14 protein-coding genes are annotated in these 17854 nt (G+C 40.5%); 8 read left to right on the top strand and 6 right to left on the bottom strand.

Annotated elements, in window-relative coordinates; genetic code table 11:
* Positions 1-311 precede the first annotated feature (311 nt).
* The 4 genes from FHS86_RS18485 to FHS86_RS18470 all read right to left on the bottom strand — a co-directional run bounded on the left by FHS86_RS18485 (position 312) and on the right by FHS86_RS18470 (position 5192).
* Complete coding sequence (locus FHS86_RS18485) at positions 312-1280, bottom strand: DUF4249 domain-containing protein (protein WP_429417348.1); 969 nt, start codon at positions 1278-1280, stop codon at positions 312-314.
* Between the two features lie 11 nt (positions 1281-1291).
* The gene (locus FHS86_RS18480) at positions 1292-3646 is read right to left on the bottom strand and encodes a TonB-dependent receptor (RefSeq protein ID WP_429417345.1); all 2355 of its coding nucleotides are present in this window, start codon (positions 3644-3646) and stop codon (positions 1292-1294) included.
* Between the two features lie 130 nt (positions 3647-3776).
* A complete protein-coding gene (locus FHS86_RS18475; protein ID WP_429417343.1) occupies positions 3777-4082 on the bottom strand; it encodes a hypothetical protein in 306 nt (101 codons plus the stop codon).
* Between the two features lie 93 nt (positions 4083-4175).
* The gene (locus FHS86_RS18470; RefSeq protein ID WP_429417340.1) at positions 4176-5192 is read right to left on the bottom strand and encodes a hypothetical protein; all 1017 of its coding nucleotides are present in this window, start codon (positions 5190-5192) and stop codon (positions 4176-4178) included.
* Between the two features lie 637 nt (positions 5193-5829).
* Here FHS86_RS18470 and argB point away from each other — a divergent pair.
* Positions 5830-6612 carry an acetylglutamate kinase gene (argB, locus tag FHS86_RS18465; protein ID WP_429417338.1) on the top strand — a complete coding sequence of 261 codons (783 nt, stop codon included), beginning with the start codon at positions 5830-5832 and terminating at the stop codon, positions 6610-6612.
* A 1-nt stretch (position 6613) separates the two neighbouring features.
* Here argB and FHS86_RS18460 read toward each other — a convergent pair whose 3' ends face one another.
* A complete protein-coding gene (locus tag FHS86_RS18460; RefSeq protein WP_429417335.1) occupies positions 6614-7711 on the bottom strand; it encodes a PAS domain-containing sensor histidine kinase in 1098 nt (365 codons plus the stop codon).
* Positions 7712-7735: 24 nt separating this feature from the next.
* Entirely contained in the window at positions 7736-11101 is a 3366-nt protein-coding gene (gene mfd, locus FHS86_RS18455; RefSeq protein ID WP_429417332.1) for a transcription-repair coupling factor, read from the bottom strand.
* A gap of 511 nt (positions 11102-11612) precedes the next feature.
* Between mfd and FHS86_RS18450 the strand changes: the two genes are divergently transcribed.
* The 7 genes from FHS86_RS18450 to FHS86_RS18420 all read left to right on the top strand — a co-directional run.
* On the top strand, positions 11613-13679 hold the full coding sequence (locus tag FHS86_RS18450) for a chemotaxis protein CheA (RefSeq protein WP_429417330.1): 2067 nt from the start codon (positions 11613-11615) through the stop codon (positions 13677-13679).
* 12 nt (positions 13680-13691) lie between these two features.
* Positions 13692-14174 (top strand): chemotaxis protein CheW, encoded by a 483-nt coding sequence (locus FHS86_RS18445; RefSeq protein ID WP_429417327.1) that lies wholly within the window; start codon positions 13692-13694, stop codon positions 14172-14174.
* 67 nt (positions 14175-14241) lie between these two features.
* Positions 14242-15099: a CheR family methyltransferase gene (locus FHS86_RS18440; RefSeq protein WP_429417325.1), complete on the top strand. Its 858-nt coding sequence runs from the start codon at positions 14242-14244 to the stop codon at positions 15097-15099.
* A 4-nt stretch (positions 15100-15103) separates the two neighbouring features.
* Positions 15104-15892 (top strand): response regulator, encoded by a 789-nt coding sequence (locus tag FHS86_RS18435; RefSeq protein WP_429417323.1) that lies wholly within the window; start codon positions 15104-15106, stop codon positions 15890-15892.
* Between the two features lie 14 nt (positions 15893-15906).
* Positions 15907-16371, top strand: a complete 465-nt coding sequence (locus tag FHS86_RS18430; protein WP_429417320.1) for a chemotaxis protein CheD — start codon at positions 15907-15909, stop codon at positions 16369-16371.
* A 17-nt stretch (positions 16372-16388) separates the two neighbouring features.
* A complete protein-coding gene (locus FHS86_RS18425) occupies positions 16389-17447 on the top strand; it encodes a protein-glutamate methylesterase/protein-glutamine glutaminase (protein ID WP_429417317.1) in 1059 nt (352 codons plus the stop codon).
* Positions 17448-17516: 69 nt separating this feature from the next.
* Positions 17517-17854, top strand: a 338-nt coding sequence (locus tag FHS86_RS18420) for a hypothetical protein (protein ID WP_429417314.1), incomplete at its 3' end; no start/stop codon positions are given.

The raw sequence follows: 17854 nt of genomic DNA, 5'->3' as shown, positions 1-17854 counted from the left end.
CGTCGGTTGTTCCTTGCTGTTGCAAATTTATAAAGAAAATAATATGTTTGTTTAACCATCTATACAAAAGTCCGATTTATAGGGGGCTAGACCATATATAGTGAATAGTGGGAAAATAGAATTGTATATCGATGACTTCGGATTTAAACTGTACTAAAAAAGTGCGTTTGCCAGCTGTAATATGAATTTATCAGCAATCTCACTGACATTGCCACTCGCATATGAAAGTTCAAATGCTTTTTTCTTGAACTCTTTGTCGTACTGTTTTCTTAATTGATTCATATCTGTAAGTTAGTAATTTAATGCTTAATCTACTGTCCAGTCAAATGTAGTAAGTCCACTTTTGTTATGAATAAAGTATCTGTAGACATTGCCATGCCTCCAAATATCCCTATACTTCCATTAATATTTGAATATTGAACAATTGGTTCAGAAATAAAAGACTCATTATTATCGGAAGCTTTGTTGATTGATTGATAATAAAAATAAGTGTCGGAACTTATAGCGTATAGCTTGGGTATAAACAAAAATGCTTTGGCGAAGCTGTTGTTTAAAATATCTCGTAACCCAATCGTTAATGTATATGTTTTCCCGTCAATTTGCTTGTCGTTAAATGTTAAAATGTGGGGATAATAATATTCGATACCTCCGATTAACGGTTCATTTATATTCAGATTTACATTTGCTTCATTTAAAAAATAATATTCATTGTATACAAAACCATATTCAGGTTCTGCAAAATTATTGACGGGATCGTAGAAATATTTTTGATTGCTTTTAAAGATTGAGAATCCAACCAAATAATAATTCGATTCTCCTAATGGATCGCTAAACCTTATTTTCATATCGTACGGTTGATCTCCATCGTATTCTGGAATTGCTTTTTGTAGATAAAAACTATCAATCTCTACTGTTTTAGGTATAGAGCAATATGCAGTAAGGATTTCACCATCGGGTAACTCAACAGATAATTGATAATTAACACCAGGTTGAGGCTGCATTTGACCTTTGTATATAGCCTTTCCATTACTCTCTTTGCTTTTATTAAATTCGAAAGTATTAGTTGTATTACTGATTGTAATTTTATTAACAAAAGGAACTTCATTTAGAGGTTGACTAAATGAAGGATAGGAATAACTAAGGTATACTTTGCCTGTATCGGCAGTACATAAGATAGAGTTTATCACGATTTGTTTTGATGGATGATCGAAGTCGATGTTCACTTTGCTTATGCAAGAAAAGGCTAAAAATGAAATGATTATGTAATATGTTATTCGCATCGTTTTTTTAATTAAAATTCAATTCTATAACTTATGTTCGGCACAATTGGTAATAAACTAACACCCACATAACCATCGTTGGTGCCTTGTATGTACCAAGGGTTTTTTTTCCAATATGCATTGTATAATCCCATACTCCAGGTACGCTTATAGTTTGCTTTTTCTTTGTGAAAATTGACAGACAAATCTAAACGATGATAGAATGGAAGTTGTACTCCATTGCGAATATGGTAAAAGTTTCCATCACCACTGTGACTTTTACCAACGAAATAAGGATAATCTGATACAGCTAATTTGTAATGCTCATTTATTAAAGTTGTACGACTTCCGCTAGAAAAGATCCAATTGAAACCATAGTCGATTTTTTCATTCTTACGGTAAAATACTACAAGATTTAAGTAGTGTGGTCGATCATATTTATATGGAAATTCTTTTCCTCTATTAATAGTTGGGAATTGACGAAACGATCGGGAGTAAGTATATGAAATCCATCCATTCCATTTCCCTTTCATTCTTTTAATCATAAACTCGGTGCCATAAGCACGACCATTGCCTTGTTCAACTTTTGCTGCCCAGCTTTGATCTTCGTATAAATACGATGCGCCATCTTTAAATTCAATTAAATTTTGCATGCTTTTATAATACCAGGCTATGCTGAAATCTAACATGTTATTTAAATTAAAGTACCAACCAGCAGAGAATTGATTTGCAATAGAGGGTTTTATACCTGGCATTGATGGAACCCAAAGGTCAGTAGGCAGGCCAAGAGTTGAAGTTGTTAATAATTGTAATGATTGTGAAGACTTGTAATATGATAGTTTTAGTTGATTGAATTTATTAATCTCGAATTCAAAATTAAAGCGGGGTTCAACAACAGGATAATACGTTCCTTGTGTTTCGAAAAGTGCAGCACGTAAACCAATGTTTATTGTTAAGGAATTGATAGGCGAAATTTGAGAGTCAAAATAGGTATTTAATTCATGTGCATTGTTTTGTTCTGTTAAGATATTATAATTACCCGAAGCAAAATTAGATAAACCACTAAGTGCTGTCGTTTGACCTTTTGGGATAAATCGATAGTAAGAATAGTTAAATCCTGTTTTTATTGAGAATTTATGGGAAAGTAAGATTTGTATATTTGATTTTGTACTTATTTCTAAGATATTCGAAGAATTTTCAGATGTATTCTCATCTGTCATTTTCTCTTCATTATTGATATATTCCAAGTAATATGAATCTATATTTTTGATATTGTAAGTGGAAGCAGAGAGAGAAATATTTGAAAATACTTTTTGTGTTGGAATGCAATTCCAGCGTATGCTTCCTGTATTATTGCCCCAATATAACTGCTCGTTAGCTTGCAGTAAATAGTCAATGTTACCGTAATTGTCTGTTCCGTTATAAACTGAGCTGTATTTATCTTGTCCACTATAATAGCTGATAAAAATTCGGTTTTTATCGTTTAGTTTAGAATTAAATTTTCCATTTAAATCGTAGAAGTAATATCCTATGACAGCCCCGTCGGCCATGTCTTTTATGAAAGGTCTGGCAAGTAGATCTAAGTAAGTTCTGCGAGCAGAAAGTAAAAATGATGATTTGTTTTTAACAATAGGACCATCAAGTAGCAGTTTTGATGAGATTAATCCTATTGAAGCTTTACCATGTAATTTTTCGTTATTGCCTTCGTTTGTAGTAATGCTTAATACCGATGAAAGTCGACCTCCATGTTCAGGTGCTAAATATGAATTGTATAATGAAGCTGAATTTATAGCATCGTCGTTAAAAACTGAAAAGATACCGAATAAGTGGTTAACATTATATACCGGAATGCCGTCGAGTAAAATTAAATTCTGATCAGGTGAACCTCCTCGTACAGCTATTCCGGAAGTACCCTCGGTAGTTCCTTGAATTCCAGGTAGAGATTGAAAGCATTTCAAAACATCTTTTTCGCCTAAAATTGCTGGAATTCTTTCTATTTCCTGAGATGTTAAATGTGCTTCGCCAAAATGTTTTTGCGTGTATTGGTTTGACTTTACTGTTATTTCACCTATCTCGTTGAAAATTGGCGACAAAAATATTGAAATAGTTGAGTCGTATATAAAATTTTGGACAACAACTGGATTGTATCCGACATGCACTATTTTTAATGTATCGGTTGTATTCAATTCGATTGAGAAATATCCATAATTATTGGTATACGTTACTGCATTTTGGTTTAAGGAGTATACTACGGCGTTTATTAAGCATTCGTTTGTTTTTGAATCGTAGATATATCCGTTTATGTTAGTTTTTTGGGCATGAACTGACCGAACTGTGCTTAATCCAAATAAGAATAATATCACAAAGTATTGTATAATTCTTAGCATAAAAAAATAATATTGTCAGTCTTAAATATGAATAGTTTTGGCTTATTATAAAAACCTATAGCTTCTTGTTATTTTTTATATACTGTCGCTAGTTTAAGGTTTCTTAATATTCAGACAAATCAAATTTAAATCAATTTGAAGAATATTCCATATTTTTTGCTTCCCACCAATATACAGTTTGACTAGATATTAATTCACCTTTACTGTTTGGTATTTCATATTCAGTATCTACTGTAAATGTTAGTCCACTATTGGGTTCAACAATTGAAAAATTAATTGGTACTTTTTTCCCATCTTCCCAATCTTGTTCAACCCAGACAAAATTTAGTAATAGGGGATTATTATTTTCATCTATAATCCATTGGTCTGTTATCATACCTCCACTATAAATATCCCACCATTGATCTTGAATGTCGCTTCTTTTATTTGGCTCCATCATTGAAGATGTATACCAAACACTGACAAGATAATCATCAACCGATGAGCCTTCACCTGTAACAATATAACATACAATCTCAGGAGCACCTGATTACCAAGATTCAACTGTTTTTAGCCTTGATTTAGACATATACAATTTAGAAACCTTTAGTCGTTTGTTATTTGTACGTTCAGATGCATTTATCGATAAGGAATTACTCCAATTAGAATATCCATTTGTCATTGTTGCCCTAACTTTATAACTATACCTTGTTCCAATAGTCATATTTACATCTTCATGAACAAATTCATTATTGTTAATACCATTTGTTCCAACCTTAGTGTAGGCACCTCCTGAGCTTATCCATATTTCATAGCCCGTTTCGTTTTCTGTTGGATCCCATTTTACAAAGTGTGTTTTTGGATTACCATATGTAACAGAAGTTAGTTTAGGAGTTTCAACTTCCATTGTTACACTTTTTAATATTGAATTATCTTGTGTCGCTAACTTCTGAGATGTGATTTGTTTATTTGTAACTCTTTCACTTCTACCAATTACAATGTATGGAATTTCCGGTTCATCGATTGAAGATACCCACTCATAATTGCCTTGAGCATCATAAGCTTTTACTTTTGTAAAAGTTCTCTCTGAGAAGTTCGTTGGTAAAAATATCACTTTGGGAGTAAAACTACTTATATCCCAAGAATCACAATGGATAGGAATGGAAATTTGAAGATTCTCGATCTTGGATATTAGACTATCAAGATATTCATATCCAGCAATGTTTGTAGATTTATAAATACTTGGTTTTGTTAAGTTGGTGGCTAGTATTTCTTTGATTTTTATACCATTTATTTCATTATCCTGAAGTGTCTTGTGGAGAATGTCGTAGTCGCCGTCAAACTTTTTTAGAGCTTCACGTTTAACTTCAGATCGGAACATTTCATTTTCTATTGCATTCGCATATGCAATAGATAAAATTTCCAGAGCTTCATTCGTTACATTTTTTTCGTAAATATTAAATTCTTGTTCGGTGGATAGTTCATTAGAATTGATATCACCAAATTCTTCAGAACAACTAAATAAATTTAAAACTAATATTAATAATAAAAAATTTCTCTTTTTCATTTTGTTAAAATAATCGTGTTGTTAATCAATAAGTTTTATCGGTGCATTTTTTTGAATTGCTCTGTTATTTGACATAGACTAAATAATGACTATTTCGTAAGAAATTCGTTTAATTGTTTGGATAGAGTGGTTAATGTTCTTGAATTCATAATCACCTCGCCATTCAAAAGATATACATAGCAATATCCTTGGTCTGCTTTACAATATAAGACCTGATCATGTTGGATAATATGAGTAATATCGGTTTGATTTATAATAAATGAATTCTTCATAATTGGTGGAATTTTTTGGCGCCACATATCATTGTTTTGGTGTTTGTTATTACAATTGTATAAATGATAAAAATAACTAACAAGTAAAAATGAAAGTGTTACATTAAGAACTGATATAAATGTATTAAGAAGAATCTTAGCAGATAGTTCTTTCTCCTTTATTCTTGAAACATGCAAAAGGTTACCCTTGATTTTAGAAAAAAATGCTCCCCCAAATTAATTTAGAATGATTCTAATTGGATTTACTCCTGTAGGTTGAAATGGAAACGGTTTGGTTTTTACTCATTTTATCAACAACAAGGATTAATTACTGATTTGATGCGAATATCTTTTTTTGCCTTATTTTTGCAGCAAATTTAAAATCCATGGAAAAACTCACAATTATAAAAGTTGGCGGAAAAATTGTTGAAGAAGAAAGCTCGCTTCAACAGTTGCTGAATGACTTCGACCATATTTCGGGAAACAAGTTGCTGGTACATGGCGGTGGCCGCTCGGCAACGGCCATGGCTTCCAAACTGGGCATCGAAAGCAAAATGGTCGACGGCCGCCGCATAACCGACGAAGCCATGCTCGACGTGGTGACCATGGTGTATGCCGGTCTGGTCAATAAGAAGGTGGTTGCACGCTTACAGGCATTAGGCTGCAATGCAGTTGGTTTTTGTGGAGCTGATATGGACATTATCAGGGCCGTGAAACGTCCGGTGAAAGACATCGACTATGGCCTGGTGGGCGATGTAGTTGATGTGAATACCAAAGAATTAAGAGTCATGATCGATCAGGGGGTTACCCCGGTCATTGCTCCCCTTACCCACGATGGACATGGGCAGCTGCTTAACACCAATGCCGACACCATTGCTTCGGAACTGGCCATTGAACTGGCACAGCATTATAAAGTACGTTTGATTTTCTGTTTTGAAAAAGACGGCGTCCTGGCCGATCCCGAAAACGACCAGTCGGTGATTTATGAGCTCGATCCCGCTCTGTATCGTCAGTACAAAGAAGACGGAACCATTGGAGCGGGTATGATTCCCAAACTCGATAATGCTTTCAGGGCTTTAAACAATGGCGTAAACGAGGTGCTCATTACCAATGCAGCCAACCTTACCCGGCCTTCAGCAAGTGGAACGGTAATCAGGAAGGCACTTTAGCTTACATTGCAAGTTCAAAACTGAAGTTACTGCCTTTGCCCGCAGTGCTTTCTATTTTTAGGCGGCTGTTGAGCAGGTTCAGAAATTCGTTACAAACCTTGAGTCCGAGCCCTGTTCCTTTTTCATTGCCAGTTCCCGGAGTGGAATAAAAATCGCGTTGTGCGAGAATTCGTTGAATATCATTTTCATTCAAGCCAATTCCCGTATCCTGGATTTCAAATTTTAGCTGCTTGTTCTGTTCTGTGATTATTAAATCAACCCGGCCGCTGTGCTGTGTAAATTTAATGGCATTATTAAGCAGGTTTCTGACCACAAAGCGGAGCATGTTTTTATCTGATAACATACTGATGCCCTTCGGAATGCTAAACGACAGCTTTATTTCTTTTTTGGCGGCCTTTTCTTGCAGCAGCATCAGCTCTTCTGTGCACGCCGAGCCCAGCTCGAATTCTTCGTAGTGCGGTTTCAGATCTCCATTTAAGCAAAGCGTCCATTGTAGCAGGTTTTCGAGCAAATCACTGCTTGAATAGGCAGCAGTTCTCAAAGTGGAAACGTAATGTTGAAGCTTTAGGGGAAGCAGATCTTTTTCCTCGTCCAGCAAATCGGAAAAACCAAGGATGGCCTCCATGGGCGATTTGAGATCGTGCGAAATAATGGAAAAGAATTTTTCTTTCAGGTGCATTTGTTGCTCCATCACTTTCTTCGCCTTTTCCAGTTCCTGCTGTATCCGTTTTTGCTCGCTAATGTCGTGTATGAAGGCAATCAGGCATTTCTGACCATCAATGACTGCATATTTGGTACAAATTTCCGTTGGAAACAGGCTGCCATCCTTTCGCATGTTCACCCGTTCGAGATATTGGTCGCCGGTTACTGCCTCTTCGGGAATAATATCGGGTATACTGGCTGCAAACTCAGGTGGAACAAGCTGTCGGATGTTGACACCTGTAAGTTCTCCCGGCTCGTAACCAAACATTTTCTCACCTGCCCGGTTGCAGTTGATGATGTTTCCTCTGTTGTCTTCTATAAAAATGCCGTCGGTGGCTATATCAAACAGCGTTTTAAAAGCTGAATCGTAGTGTAGCCCGTTTTGATTTTCTCCCATGTTCCCAATTTAATATTTTGGGGTTTATTTTACAATGAGCTCATTTTGCTTTGTTGCATCATTGGCCGTTTTTATCTGCTTTAAATGGTCGTGTGCTTTCCCTGTATTTTTAACCTTGTCGAAGGTGAGACTGAGTTTGCCCTTGCCTTCCTTTATTTTGCATAATTGCGGATGTTGCTGAATCCAGCTCAGGATGCCGGTAAAAACCGGTGACTGATAAAAGTGCGACTGCTGATCGGAAATAAAATGGCAAATCATCTTCCCGTTTTTCAGGATAATGCGTTCCATTCCCAACGAAATGGCGAGCCATCGGAGGCGTACCACATTGAGTAATTCTACCGTAGGGTCGGGAATTTTACCAAAGCGGTCGTTCAGTTGCTCTTCGAAGGCAATGAGTTCTTCTTCCTTTTCGATGTTGTCGAGGTCGCGGTAAAGGGCCATGCGCTCCGAAATGCTGTTGATATAACTTTCGGGAAAACGCAGTTCCATGTCGGTATCTATCTGGCAGTCGTTGGTGAAATTGAGTTGCATAAAAGCTTTGGCTGCCTCGTTGTCCTTGCGTTGTTCAAAAACTTCTTTAAATTCTTCCTGTTTCAGTTCCTGTACTGCCTCATTCAGTATGCGATGATAAGTTTCGAAACCAATGTCGGCGATAAAGCCACTTTGTTCGGCTCCCAGCAGGTTGCCTGCCCCCCGGATGTCGAGATCGCGCATGGCAATGTTGAAGCCACTGCCCAGTTCCGAAAATTCTTCGATGGCTTTCAGTCTTCGCCTTGCTTCGGATGAAAGCGAACTCATGGGTGGGGCCAGCAAATAACAGAAAGCCTTTCTGTTTGAGCGTCCAACACGTCCGCGTAGCTGGTGCAGGTCGCTAAGACCAAAATTCTGAGCATTGTTAATAATAATGGTGTTGGCATTGGGAATGTCGAGGCCGCTTTCGATGATGGTGGTGGCAATGAGTACGTCGTATTCGCCGTTGATAAAAGCCAGCATGATTTTCTCAAGCTGTGGCCCGTCCATCTGGCCATGTCCTACAGCGATGGAAGCATTGGGGCATGCTTTCCTTATAAATGTTTCCACTTCGTGGATATTTTGTACCCTGTTGTGAATAAAAAAGACCTGTCCGTTTCGGTCGAGTTCGTAATTGATGGCCTCTCTGATGATGGCTTCATTAAAGCCGTGCACCTCGGTAACAATGGGGTAGCGGTTGGGAGGCGGAGTTTGAATGATCGACAGGTCGCGGGCACCCATCAGCGAAAATTGCAGGGTGCGCGGAATGGGGGTGGCGGTAAGCGTGAGGGTGTCTACGTTGATCTTTAGTCGTTTCAGTTTTTCTTTCACCGATACCCCAAATTTCTGCTCCTCATCGATGATGAGCAAGCCGAGGTCTTTGAATTTTACATCCTTGCCAACCAGCCGGTGAGTACCTATAATAATGTCGACTTTCCCTTCACTCAATTCTTTGAGGGTCGATTTAATATCGGCAGCTTTTCGTAAGCGACTGATGTAGCCAATATTCACCGGAAAATCAGCGAGACGCTCTTTAAAGGTTTTATAATGCTGAAAGGCCAGAATGGTGGTGGGAACCAATACGGCCACCTGCTTGTTGTCGGCAGCGGCTTTAAAGGCAGCCCTGATAGCTACCTCGGTTTTTCCAAAGCCCACATCGCCGCAAACCAGGCGGTCCATGGGCATCAGTTGTTCCATATCTTCTTTTACAGCCTGGGTCGATTTGTACTGATCGGGGGTGTCTTCGTACATAAACGAAGCCTCCAGTTCCTGCTGCATGTAGCTGTCGTGTGAAAAAGCAAAACCCTTTTCCTTCAGTCGTTCGGCATAAAGTGCAATCAGTTCCTTGGCAATGTCCTTTACCTTGCTTTTGGCCTTGCTCTTCATTTTCTGCCAGGCCTGGGTGCCGAGTTTATTGAGCTGGGGTTCGCTGCCTTCTTTTCCCTTGAATTTCGAAATTCGATGGAGCGAATGAATGCTTACCAACAGGGAATCGTTGTCGCGGTAAACTAAACGTACGGCTTCCTGGGTTTTTCCGTTGACATCGGTTTTTACAAGCCCTGCAAAACGGCCAACACCGTGATCGATGTGCACCACATAATCGCCCGGATGCAGCTTGTTCAGTTCCTTGAGTGTGATCGATTCGCGTGCCTTATTGCTTGTTTGCAGTTTATAGCGGTGATAACGCTCAAAAATCTGGTGATCGGTGTACAGTGCAATTTGCAGTTCCCGGTCGATGAAGCCTTCATGCAAGGTAAACAGCAAAGGGGTAAAGCTGACATTAAAATCGCGGTCGTTGAAAATAGCCTGTAAGCGCTCAATTTGTTTTTCGTTGTTCGAAAGAAGAAAGTTCTCGTAACCGTTGGCACTGTTTTGTTTAATGTCGTTAGCCAGCAGATCGAAGTTTTTGTTGAACTGCGGCTGCGGGGCAGTAATAAACTGGATGGTGTGGGAATCACCAAAGAAATTCCGGATACCAAATTCAACAACATGAAAGCCTTTGACGGCTTCAAGCAACTCGTCTCCACTGCATAGCTGGTGCTGGTCGGGGAGTTCATCCTCGTCAGAAAAAGCGGAAGCATGCTTGTAAAACGCGTTGGTTTCGTTCACCAGAAATTCCACATCGCGAATGGCCAGGCGAAAAGTAGTTGGCAGATAATTCAAAAAGCCTGTACGATCGGCTTCACTCAGGCCCTGGCGGATGTCGGGAATTATTGAAATGGATGGATGCTTTCCGGTTGAAAGCTGATTGTCGATGTCGAAGCTGCGAATCGATTCCACCTCATCGCCAAAAAAATCGATTCGAAAAGGTTCGTCGTGGGCAAACGAAAAAATGTCGATAATTCCACCCCGTACCGAGTATTGTCCTGGTTCGTACACAAAGTCGACCCGCTCGAAGCCATATTCATAAAGTACGTCGTTGATAAATTCGCCCGAAAGGCGGTCGCCAACCGATATCTTCAGTGTATTGCTTTTCAGTTTTTCATTCGAAATCACCTTTTCGGAAAGTGCGTCGGGATAGGCCACTACGATGCAGGGCCGGTCAATCATTACCCGGTTCAAAACCTCGGTACGCTGTACAATGTTTTCGTGCGAAACCTTCCCGTGTTTGGCCACCCGCTTATATGATGAGGGATAGAACAAAACCTCCTCCGACGACAACAGGAGACTTAAATCATCGTAGAAATAAGCAGCTTCTTCCCGGTCGTTTAATACAAGGAACCATGATTGTGGGTTTTGAAGGTAGGCAGCTGCCAGAATTACCGCCGCCGAAGAGCCTGCAAGCCCTTTTATATGAAGTTTCGGGTTGCCCACTTGCGATGTGAGCGCATTGATGGATTGTATCCCCTGGTGATTTGAATATTTTTCTAGAATTTGCATTGGATTCATAGCTGGCAAATATACTGATTTCTCTGTTGATGGTGATGCGGGACAGGTGCTTTCATCAAGGCAATGTGATTTAAAAGAGCAGGATTGCCTGCATTTTTTTGCAGTTGCCTAAAATTAAATGCTTCTTGTTTTTACCTGCGACTGTTTACCTTTTGTTGTCAACATGAACGACGCCTCTGGCTTTCGCATTTACCCCTTACGTTTTGAAAAACTGTTTTCTGTTTCGCAAATTGTATGTATTTTAACACCGGTTTTGACAGGTGCATACCATGGAGCAGATGAACAGGGATTTGATTGAAGCAAAATGTCAGCCTGTATTAATTTCATGCCCGGGGTGTATTCGGTTTTTTTTATTCGATGTAGCAATGATTTCGTGGGATACCTTTCACCGGTATTTTACATTTATTTCGTTGAATGAATTCAGAAATAACTTCATTACTACCTTGAAAGTTGTATTTTAGTACTTGTTTTACACTCCTCCGGGAAAAATAAAATTCTTAAAATGGCAGATTCGATTGACCAATTGAGGGTAAGCTTTGTTGAAGAAACACGTGATTTAATCAACGAACTGGAAGATGTACTTTTATCGCTCGAGGTAGATGCCGTTGATAATGAGACCATCGACCAGATTTTTCGCAGCGTTCATACCATTAAAGGAAGTGGGGGAATGCTGGGTTTTGAAAAGGTATTGGAGGTAACCCACGATCTGGAAGATATTTACGACAAAGTGCGCAGTGGCGATGCTGAATTCACCATGCAGCTCAAAGATATTTCACTTGAAACCATCGACATGCTGAAGGTGCTGCTCGAATCGGATGAACAATTAAACGATAACGATAAAATAAGGTTTGCCGATTTGTGTCGAAAAATTGAGCTTTTTGAAGTGGACACAACAGGCAGCCAGAACGAAAACACCAATAAAAAGAAGGAAATTCAGCCTGTTGCAGCAAGCGATATTACTTACCTGGTAAAAGTAAATCCACTGTCGAAAAAAGCAAAAGCAACAGCCGATCCGGTTTTGCTCATCAAAGAATTGTTGTTGCTGGGACCTGCATTGGTTTTTACGAAGAATGCAAAAGAGGTTCAGTTGAATCAGGTCGATAAGGCCCGGGCTGGCGACGAGTGGCTGATTGTATTGTCCAATGCGCATAAAAAAGAAGCCATCGATGCCATTTTTGAGTGGAGCAGTGAGCAGTTATCGGTCAGCATTACGGCCCTGGTGAAAGGAAATTTGCTGGCCATTGACGAAGCAAAGGCCGAACTTGAACAACTGGGCGAAAAAATATTTACAAGCAGCAACGACGAGCTGGCTAAAATTGCGGAGCGTTACCGTCATCGGATGATGGCCGACGAAGAAGAGAAGAACAACCGAAACCGCGCAGCCAAAGCGGCCGATGAAAACGGACAGGCAGCTGCAGGGGTCATCAGCAGTATCAGGGTCTCGACCGAAAAAATTGACCAGCTCATGAATCTGGTGAGCGAAATGGTGACCTTGCAGGCCCGCCTCGATCTGATAGCCGACGAATCGGACAATGAAGACCTCAAGGCCGTGGCCGAAAAATATGGTTCCTTCTCGAAACAGTTACGCGACAATGCCTTTACCATTTCGCTGGTTCCGTTTGGTGTTACCATTACCCGCTACAAGCGACTGGTGCACGACCTTTCGGAACAGCTCGGAAAAAAAGTTGAATTCATTACCGAGGGAGAAGATACGGTGCTCGATAAGAAAATTATCGAACAACTTTCGGATCCCATCATGCACATCCTCCGGAATTCGGTCGATCACGGGATTGAAAACAGTGAAGAGCGCACGGCAGCCGGAAAAGATGAAGCAGGCAATATTCACATGAAAATTTACCATCAGAGTAACAATGTTGTTATCCGAATTACCGACGATGGAAGTGGCATCGATCCTGAAAAAATGCGTGCCACAGGAATCAAAAAGGGCTTTATCACTGCCGATCAGGTACTGACCGACAACGAATTGATCAACCTTATTTTTCTGCCAGGCTTTTCATCGGCCAAAGCCATTTCCAATGTGTCGGGCCGTGGTGTGGGACTCGATGTGGTGAAAAAGAACATCTCAGAAATCAGGGGAGCCATTGAAATTCAAAGTGAAAAGGGAAAGGGTACTACCTTCATTATTAAATTGCCGCTTACCCTGTCGATTATCGATGGTTTGCAGGTGAAAATCGATGAACGAATTTTCATTATTCCACTGATTCAGGTTGAAAAAATCATCAGCCTGACCAATTTTGTTTCCGACTCAACACTTAACCAGGTGATGACCATCGAAGGAGAGCAATATCCATTTTTCGATTTGCGAAGCGATTTCAACATTGGCGGTGAAGTGCCGGCACGACGAGAAATTGTGATGGTGTCGTACGAAAATGAACGGGTAGCGCTGATTGTTGATGCGGTAACAGGTGAAAACCAAACCGTATTAAAGCCTTTGGGTAAACATTATAAAAATCAGAATTTTATATCGGGAGGAACCATCCTTGGCGATGGATCGGTAGCCCTGGTGCTTGATGTGAATAAAATAGTAACCGAGTTTTCGAAAAAATAAAATAAATGAAGTATGGAAGAGGTTTTTGAAACTTATCTGACATTTTCGCTTGATAACGAGCACTTTGCCATCAATGTTGATCATGTTGAAAAAATACTGGAATATCAGCCCGTGACCGAAGTGCCCAAGGCACCCGAATACATGCTGGGAGTTTTTAATCTGCGCGGTGAGGTCATTCCACTGGTCGATACCCGGATTAAATTTGGTATGGAAAAAACCGAAATCAGCACTTCTACCTGTATTTTGGTGATTACCATCGACAATGAAGGAGAAAAGGTGAAGCTGGGAGCGCTGGTCGACAGTGTAAACGAAGTGATCAATTACAATACCGCTGATATCAAGAACCTACCCAAGGTTGGAAAGCAGAATAAAACAGAGTTTCTGCACGGTGTGATGAAGGTAAACGATGTCTTTGTGCTGGTGCTCAATGCCGATAAAATATTTTCTGTCGACGAAATTGTGGAACTTCGGGTCGAAAATTTTGAGTTGGATTAGCAGCTTGTTTGCTGAGGGGAAATTGTTAGAGGAGAAAAAATGGATGTGATACCTAAGCCACGAGCCGATGAACTATTCTGAAACTGCCAACATATACAGTCAGAAACTGGAAGAACGGGAGTTTAAACGGATCCAGGAATTCATGCTGAAAAATCTGGGCGTAAAGCTAAGTCCGATCAAAATCGTAATGGTCAATTCACGGCTGATTAAGCGGCTCAAGGCATCGGGGATTTATACCTTCCCCGAATATGTGAACTACGCACTTTCGGTCGAAGGGAAGCGAACTGGTGAACTGCAATGCATGATTGATGAGCTGACAACGCATAAAACAGAGTTTTTCAGAGAATCGGAACATTTTGATTTTTTGCGCAACACGGTGCTCCCCGAGTTTGTAAAAAACCGCAATAGTTTTTTTAAAATATGGAGTGCAGGCTGTTCTACCGGGGAAGAGGCCTACACCATGGCGATGGTGCTCGATCAGTTTCAGTTTGGCAACAGTGGTTTTAATTACAGTATTGAAGCATCCGATGTAAGCAAGGCAGTAGTGAATAAGGCCATGCAGGCCAGCTATACACCCCAGCAAATAAAGGGCCTCGAAGAACGCCTGATAAAAAAGTATTTCAAAATAATAAAGGACGAAAAAGGAGAGTTGTATCAGGTAAATCAGCCCTTGCGCGATAAAATCAATTTTTCACTCATCAATCTGGTCGATCAGTACAAGTTCATGAACAATTCGCTGGATGCAGTTTTTTGTCGCAATACCCTGATTTATTTCGAAGATCAGGCAAAACGCGATGTGGTTGCCCGGCTAATCAGTAAAATCAAACCGGGAGGCTTCCTATTTGTAGGGCTTTCCGAAACAGTATCACAATATTCAACGGCCATAAAACAGATGAGCCCAAGTGTTTATAAGAAAATCGGATAACAGGATGGATAAAAAAGCAGGAAATGTTCTGGTGGTAGAACCGCAGCAACTAATTGCTGAAGAAATTAAGACCGTACTGCACGACGAAGGTTACAAGGTAGCCAGCTGCCTTACATGTGAAGCGGCATGGCTCCGTTCGCAGGCCTATACCTTCGATTTTTTCATCATCAACGGTGGATCCGATAACAAGGCGGCCTTCGACCTGGCCAAAAAACTGATGAAAGAAGACAAGTACAAAAAGGTTCCTTTCCTTTTTGTATTTGGCAGTCAGCTTAAAGTCGATATCAGGTTGCGAAAATTTGTCCATCCTTTCGACATCATCAGTTTGCCCTTTGATAAAACGGAACTGAATATCCGGATTCATCGTTTGTTGAATGGTACTTTTCAAATAGAAGAAACGAAAGAATTCAACAAAGCGCAGGCACCCAACGAAGAAACATTTAAGGTACTGCTGGTCGAAGACAATCCATTGAACCAGAAAGTACTTGGAATGTTTATCTCCAAACTCGGACTCGAATACGATGTGGCTTCCAACGGACAAATGGCCATCGATTTGAGAACAAAGCAGTTCTATAAGTACATCCTGATGGATATTTACATGCCCGGAATGGACGGAACGGATGCCACAGTAAAAATAAGAGAAAACGAAGCAAACGATGATAAGCGTTCACAAATCATTGCCATTACGGCCAATGAATCGGAAGAAAGTGTTAAGCGCTGCTACGACAGTGGAATGGACGATTACCTGGTAAAACCTTTTACACTTGAAGTTTTAAAGGAAAAACTGGTATAGACGATTAGAGTAAGTTGGACAAAATAAAGTATTTAAAGCAGGGAGAATTGGCAATTGTGTCGGGCGATACCAAGGTGTTTACCATCCTTGGATCATGCGTTGCAGTGGTGCTTTGGGACGAAGGTTCTAAAATCGGTGGAGTAAATCATTTCCTGCTTCCCAATTGGAACAACAAAGGAGCTCCCGATGTACGTTATGGCGACATTGCCATTACCGAGCTGCACGACAAAACCATTTTGTCGGGGGCAGTGAAGCGGCGGATTGTGGCCAAAATTTATGGCGGAGCCAGCCTGCTTAAACTGGATAAAACCGGCTTCAATATTGGCCTTCGTAATATCGAAGTAGCCAAGGTTAAGCTCAGAGAACTCGACATCAGAATAGTTGAACAAATCACCGGAGGAAATGCTGGTCGTAAAATCCTCTTCGACCCGCAAACCGGTACAGTGAAAGTGGACGATATTCGGAACATTAATTTTTAGGGGACGAAACGATGGGTATGATTAAAAAAAGAACCAAGGTGCTGGTCATCGATGATTCGGTGATATTCAGACGAGTACTGGCCAATGCCGTTGAGTCAGACATCGAACTTGACCTGATTGGAACTGCAGCAGATGCTTTTCAGGCCAGCGACATGATTGAGCAAAATGCACCCGATGTTATTACGCTCGATATTGAGATGCCGCACATGGATGGTCTTACCTTTCTCGAAAAACTGATGAAGCAACATCCTTTACCGGTCATCATCGTTTCGAGTTTAACCCGTGGAAATAAGGAAATATGTTTGGATGCTTTCCACAAGGGAGCCATCGACATCATCGATAAACCTGACCGCTTGAAGTCAAATGAGAACCTTTTTGAGTTTTATGCCTTTGTTTGTGAAAAAATTAAGGGCGCTTCATCGGCCAACATCAAGCAAAAGAAAAAATTACTCGTCGATCTTTCTTCAATCAGGCAACATTCCCCTGTTTCTACTTCAATTAAAACAACCAGCGACATCATTGCCATTGGTGCTTCGGCAGGTGGTACTACTGCCATCGAATTTATTTTGCGTCGAATGCCGGCCAATATGCCGGGTATTGTAATTACCCAGCACATGCCCCAGGGTTTTACCAAATTATTTGCCGATCGTTTAAACGGCGTCTGTTTGCTCGAAGTGAAAGAAGCGGTCGACGGTGAAGAATTAAGCCAGGGCAAAGTACTGATTGCACCCGGAGGAAGACAGATGGAGCTGACCGGCGGTGCCGGACGTTTTCGTGTGCAAATTACTGACGGCGAAAAAGTAAACCGGCACAAACCTTCGGTCGATGTGTTATTTAATTCGGTGGCAAGGGTGGCAAAAAATAAGGCGACGGGCGTTATTCTTACCGGCATGGGAAACGATGGTGCTCAGGGCCTTTTGAACATGAAAAATGCAGGCGCCCACACCATTGCTCAGGATAAGCAGTCGAGCGTGGTTTATGGTATGCCTTATCAGGCCTTCCTGCTCAATGCGCATTGTGAAGAACTCTCACTGCAGAAAATTCCTGAATCGATCATCAAGCGTTATAAAAAGTAAAGCAGGCGATCGATAGCAGCTTTCATGAAAATTCTTTATATTTAGTGAAAACCTGATAAAAAGATCGCTGTGAACAACGCATTATTACAGTCGCTGATAACTTTCTTTGTTGCAACACCCATTGCTGTTGTACTGATAAGGATTTTATTCAAAAAATCAATTATTGCCAGAATCGCTATTTTGTGGTTTATAAGTCTGATCTTTCTGGTAACCAATACACGTATCTCGACGGCCTACAGCGATGTTTATCCTTATATAATTTCGATGCCGGTGGCGCTGATTGTTATTGCTTCACTGGCATATTTGGCTTATCAATACACGTATCTCGACGGCCTACAGCGATGTTTATCCTTATATAATTTCGATGCCGGTGGCGCTGATTGTTATTGCTTCACTGGCATATTTGG

The sequence above is a fragment of the Roseimarinus sediminis genome (genome assembly GCF_050433125.1).
Lineage (GTDB): Bacteria > Bacteroidota > Bacteroidia > Bacteroidales > Prolixibacteraceae > Roseimarinus > Roseimarinus sediminis.
This window is presented reverse-complemented; position numbering and strand designations above follow the sequence as displayed.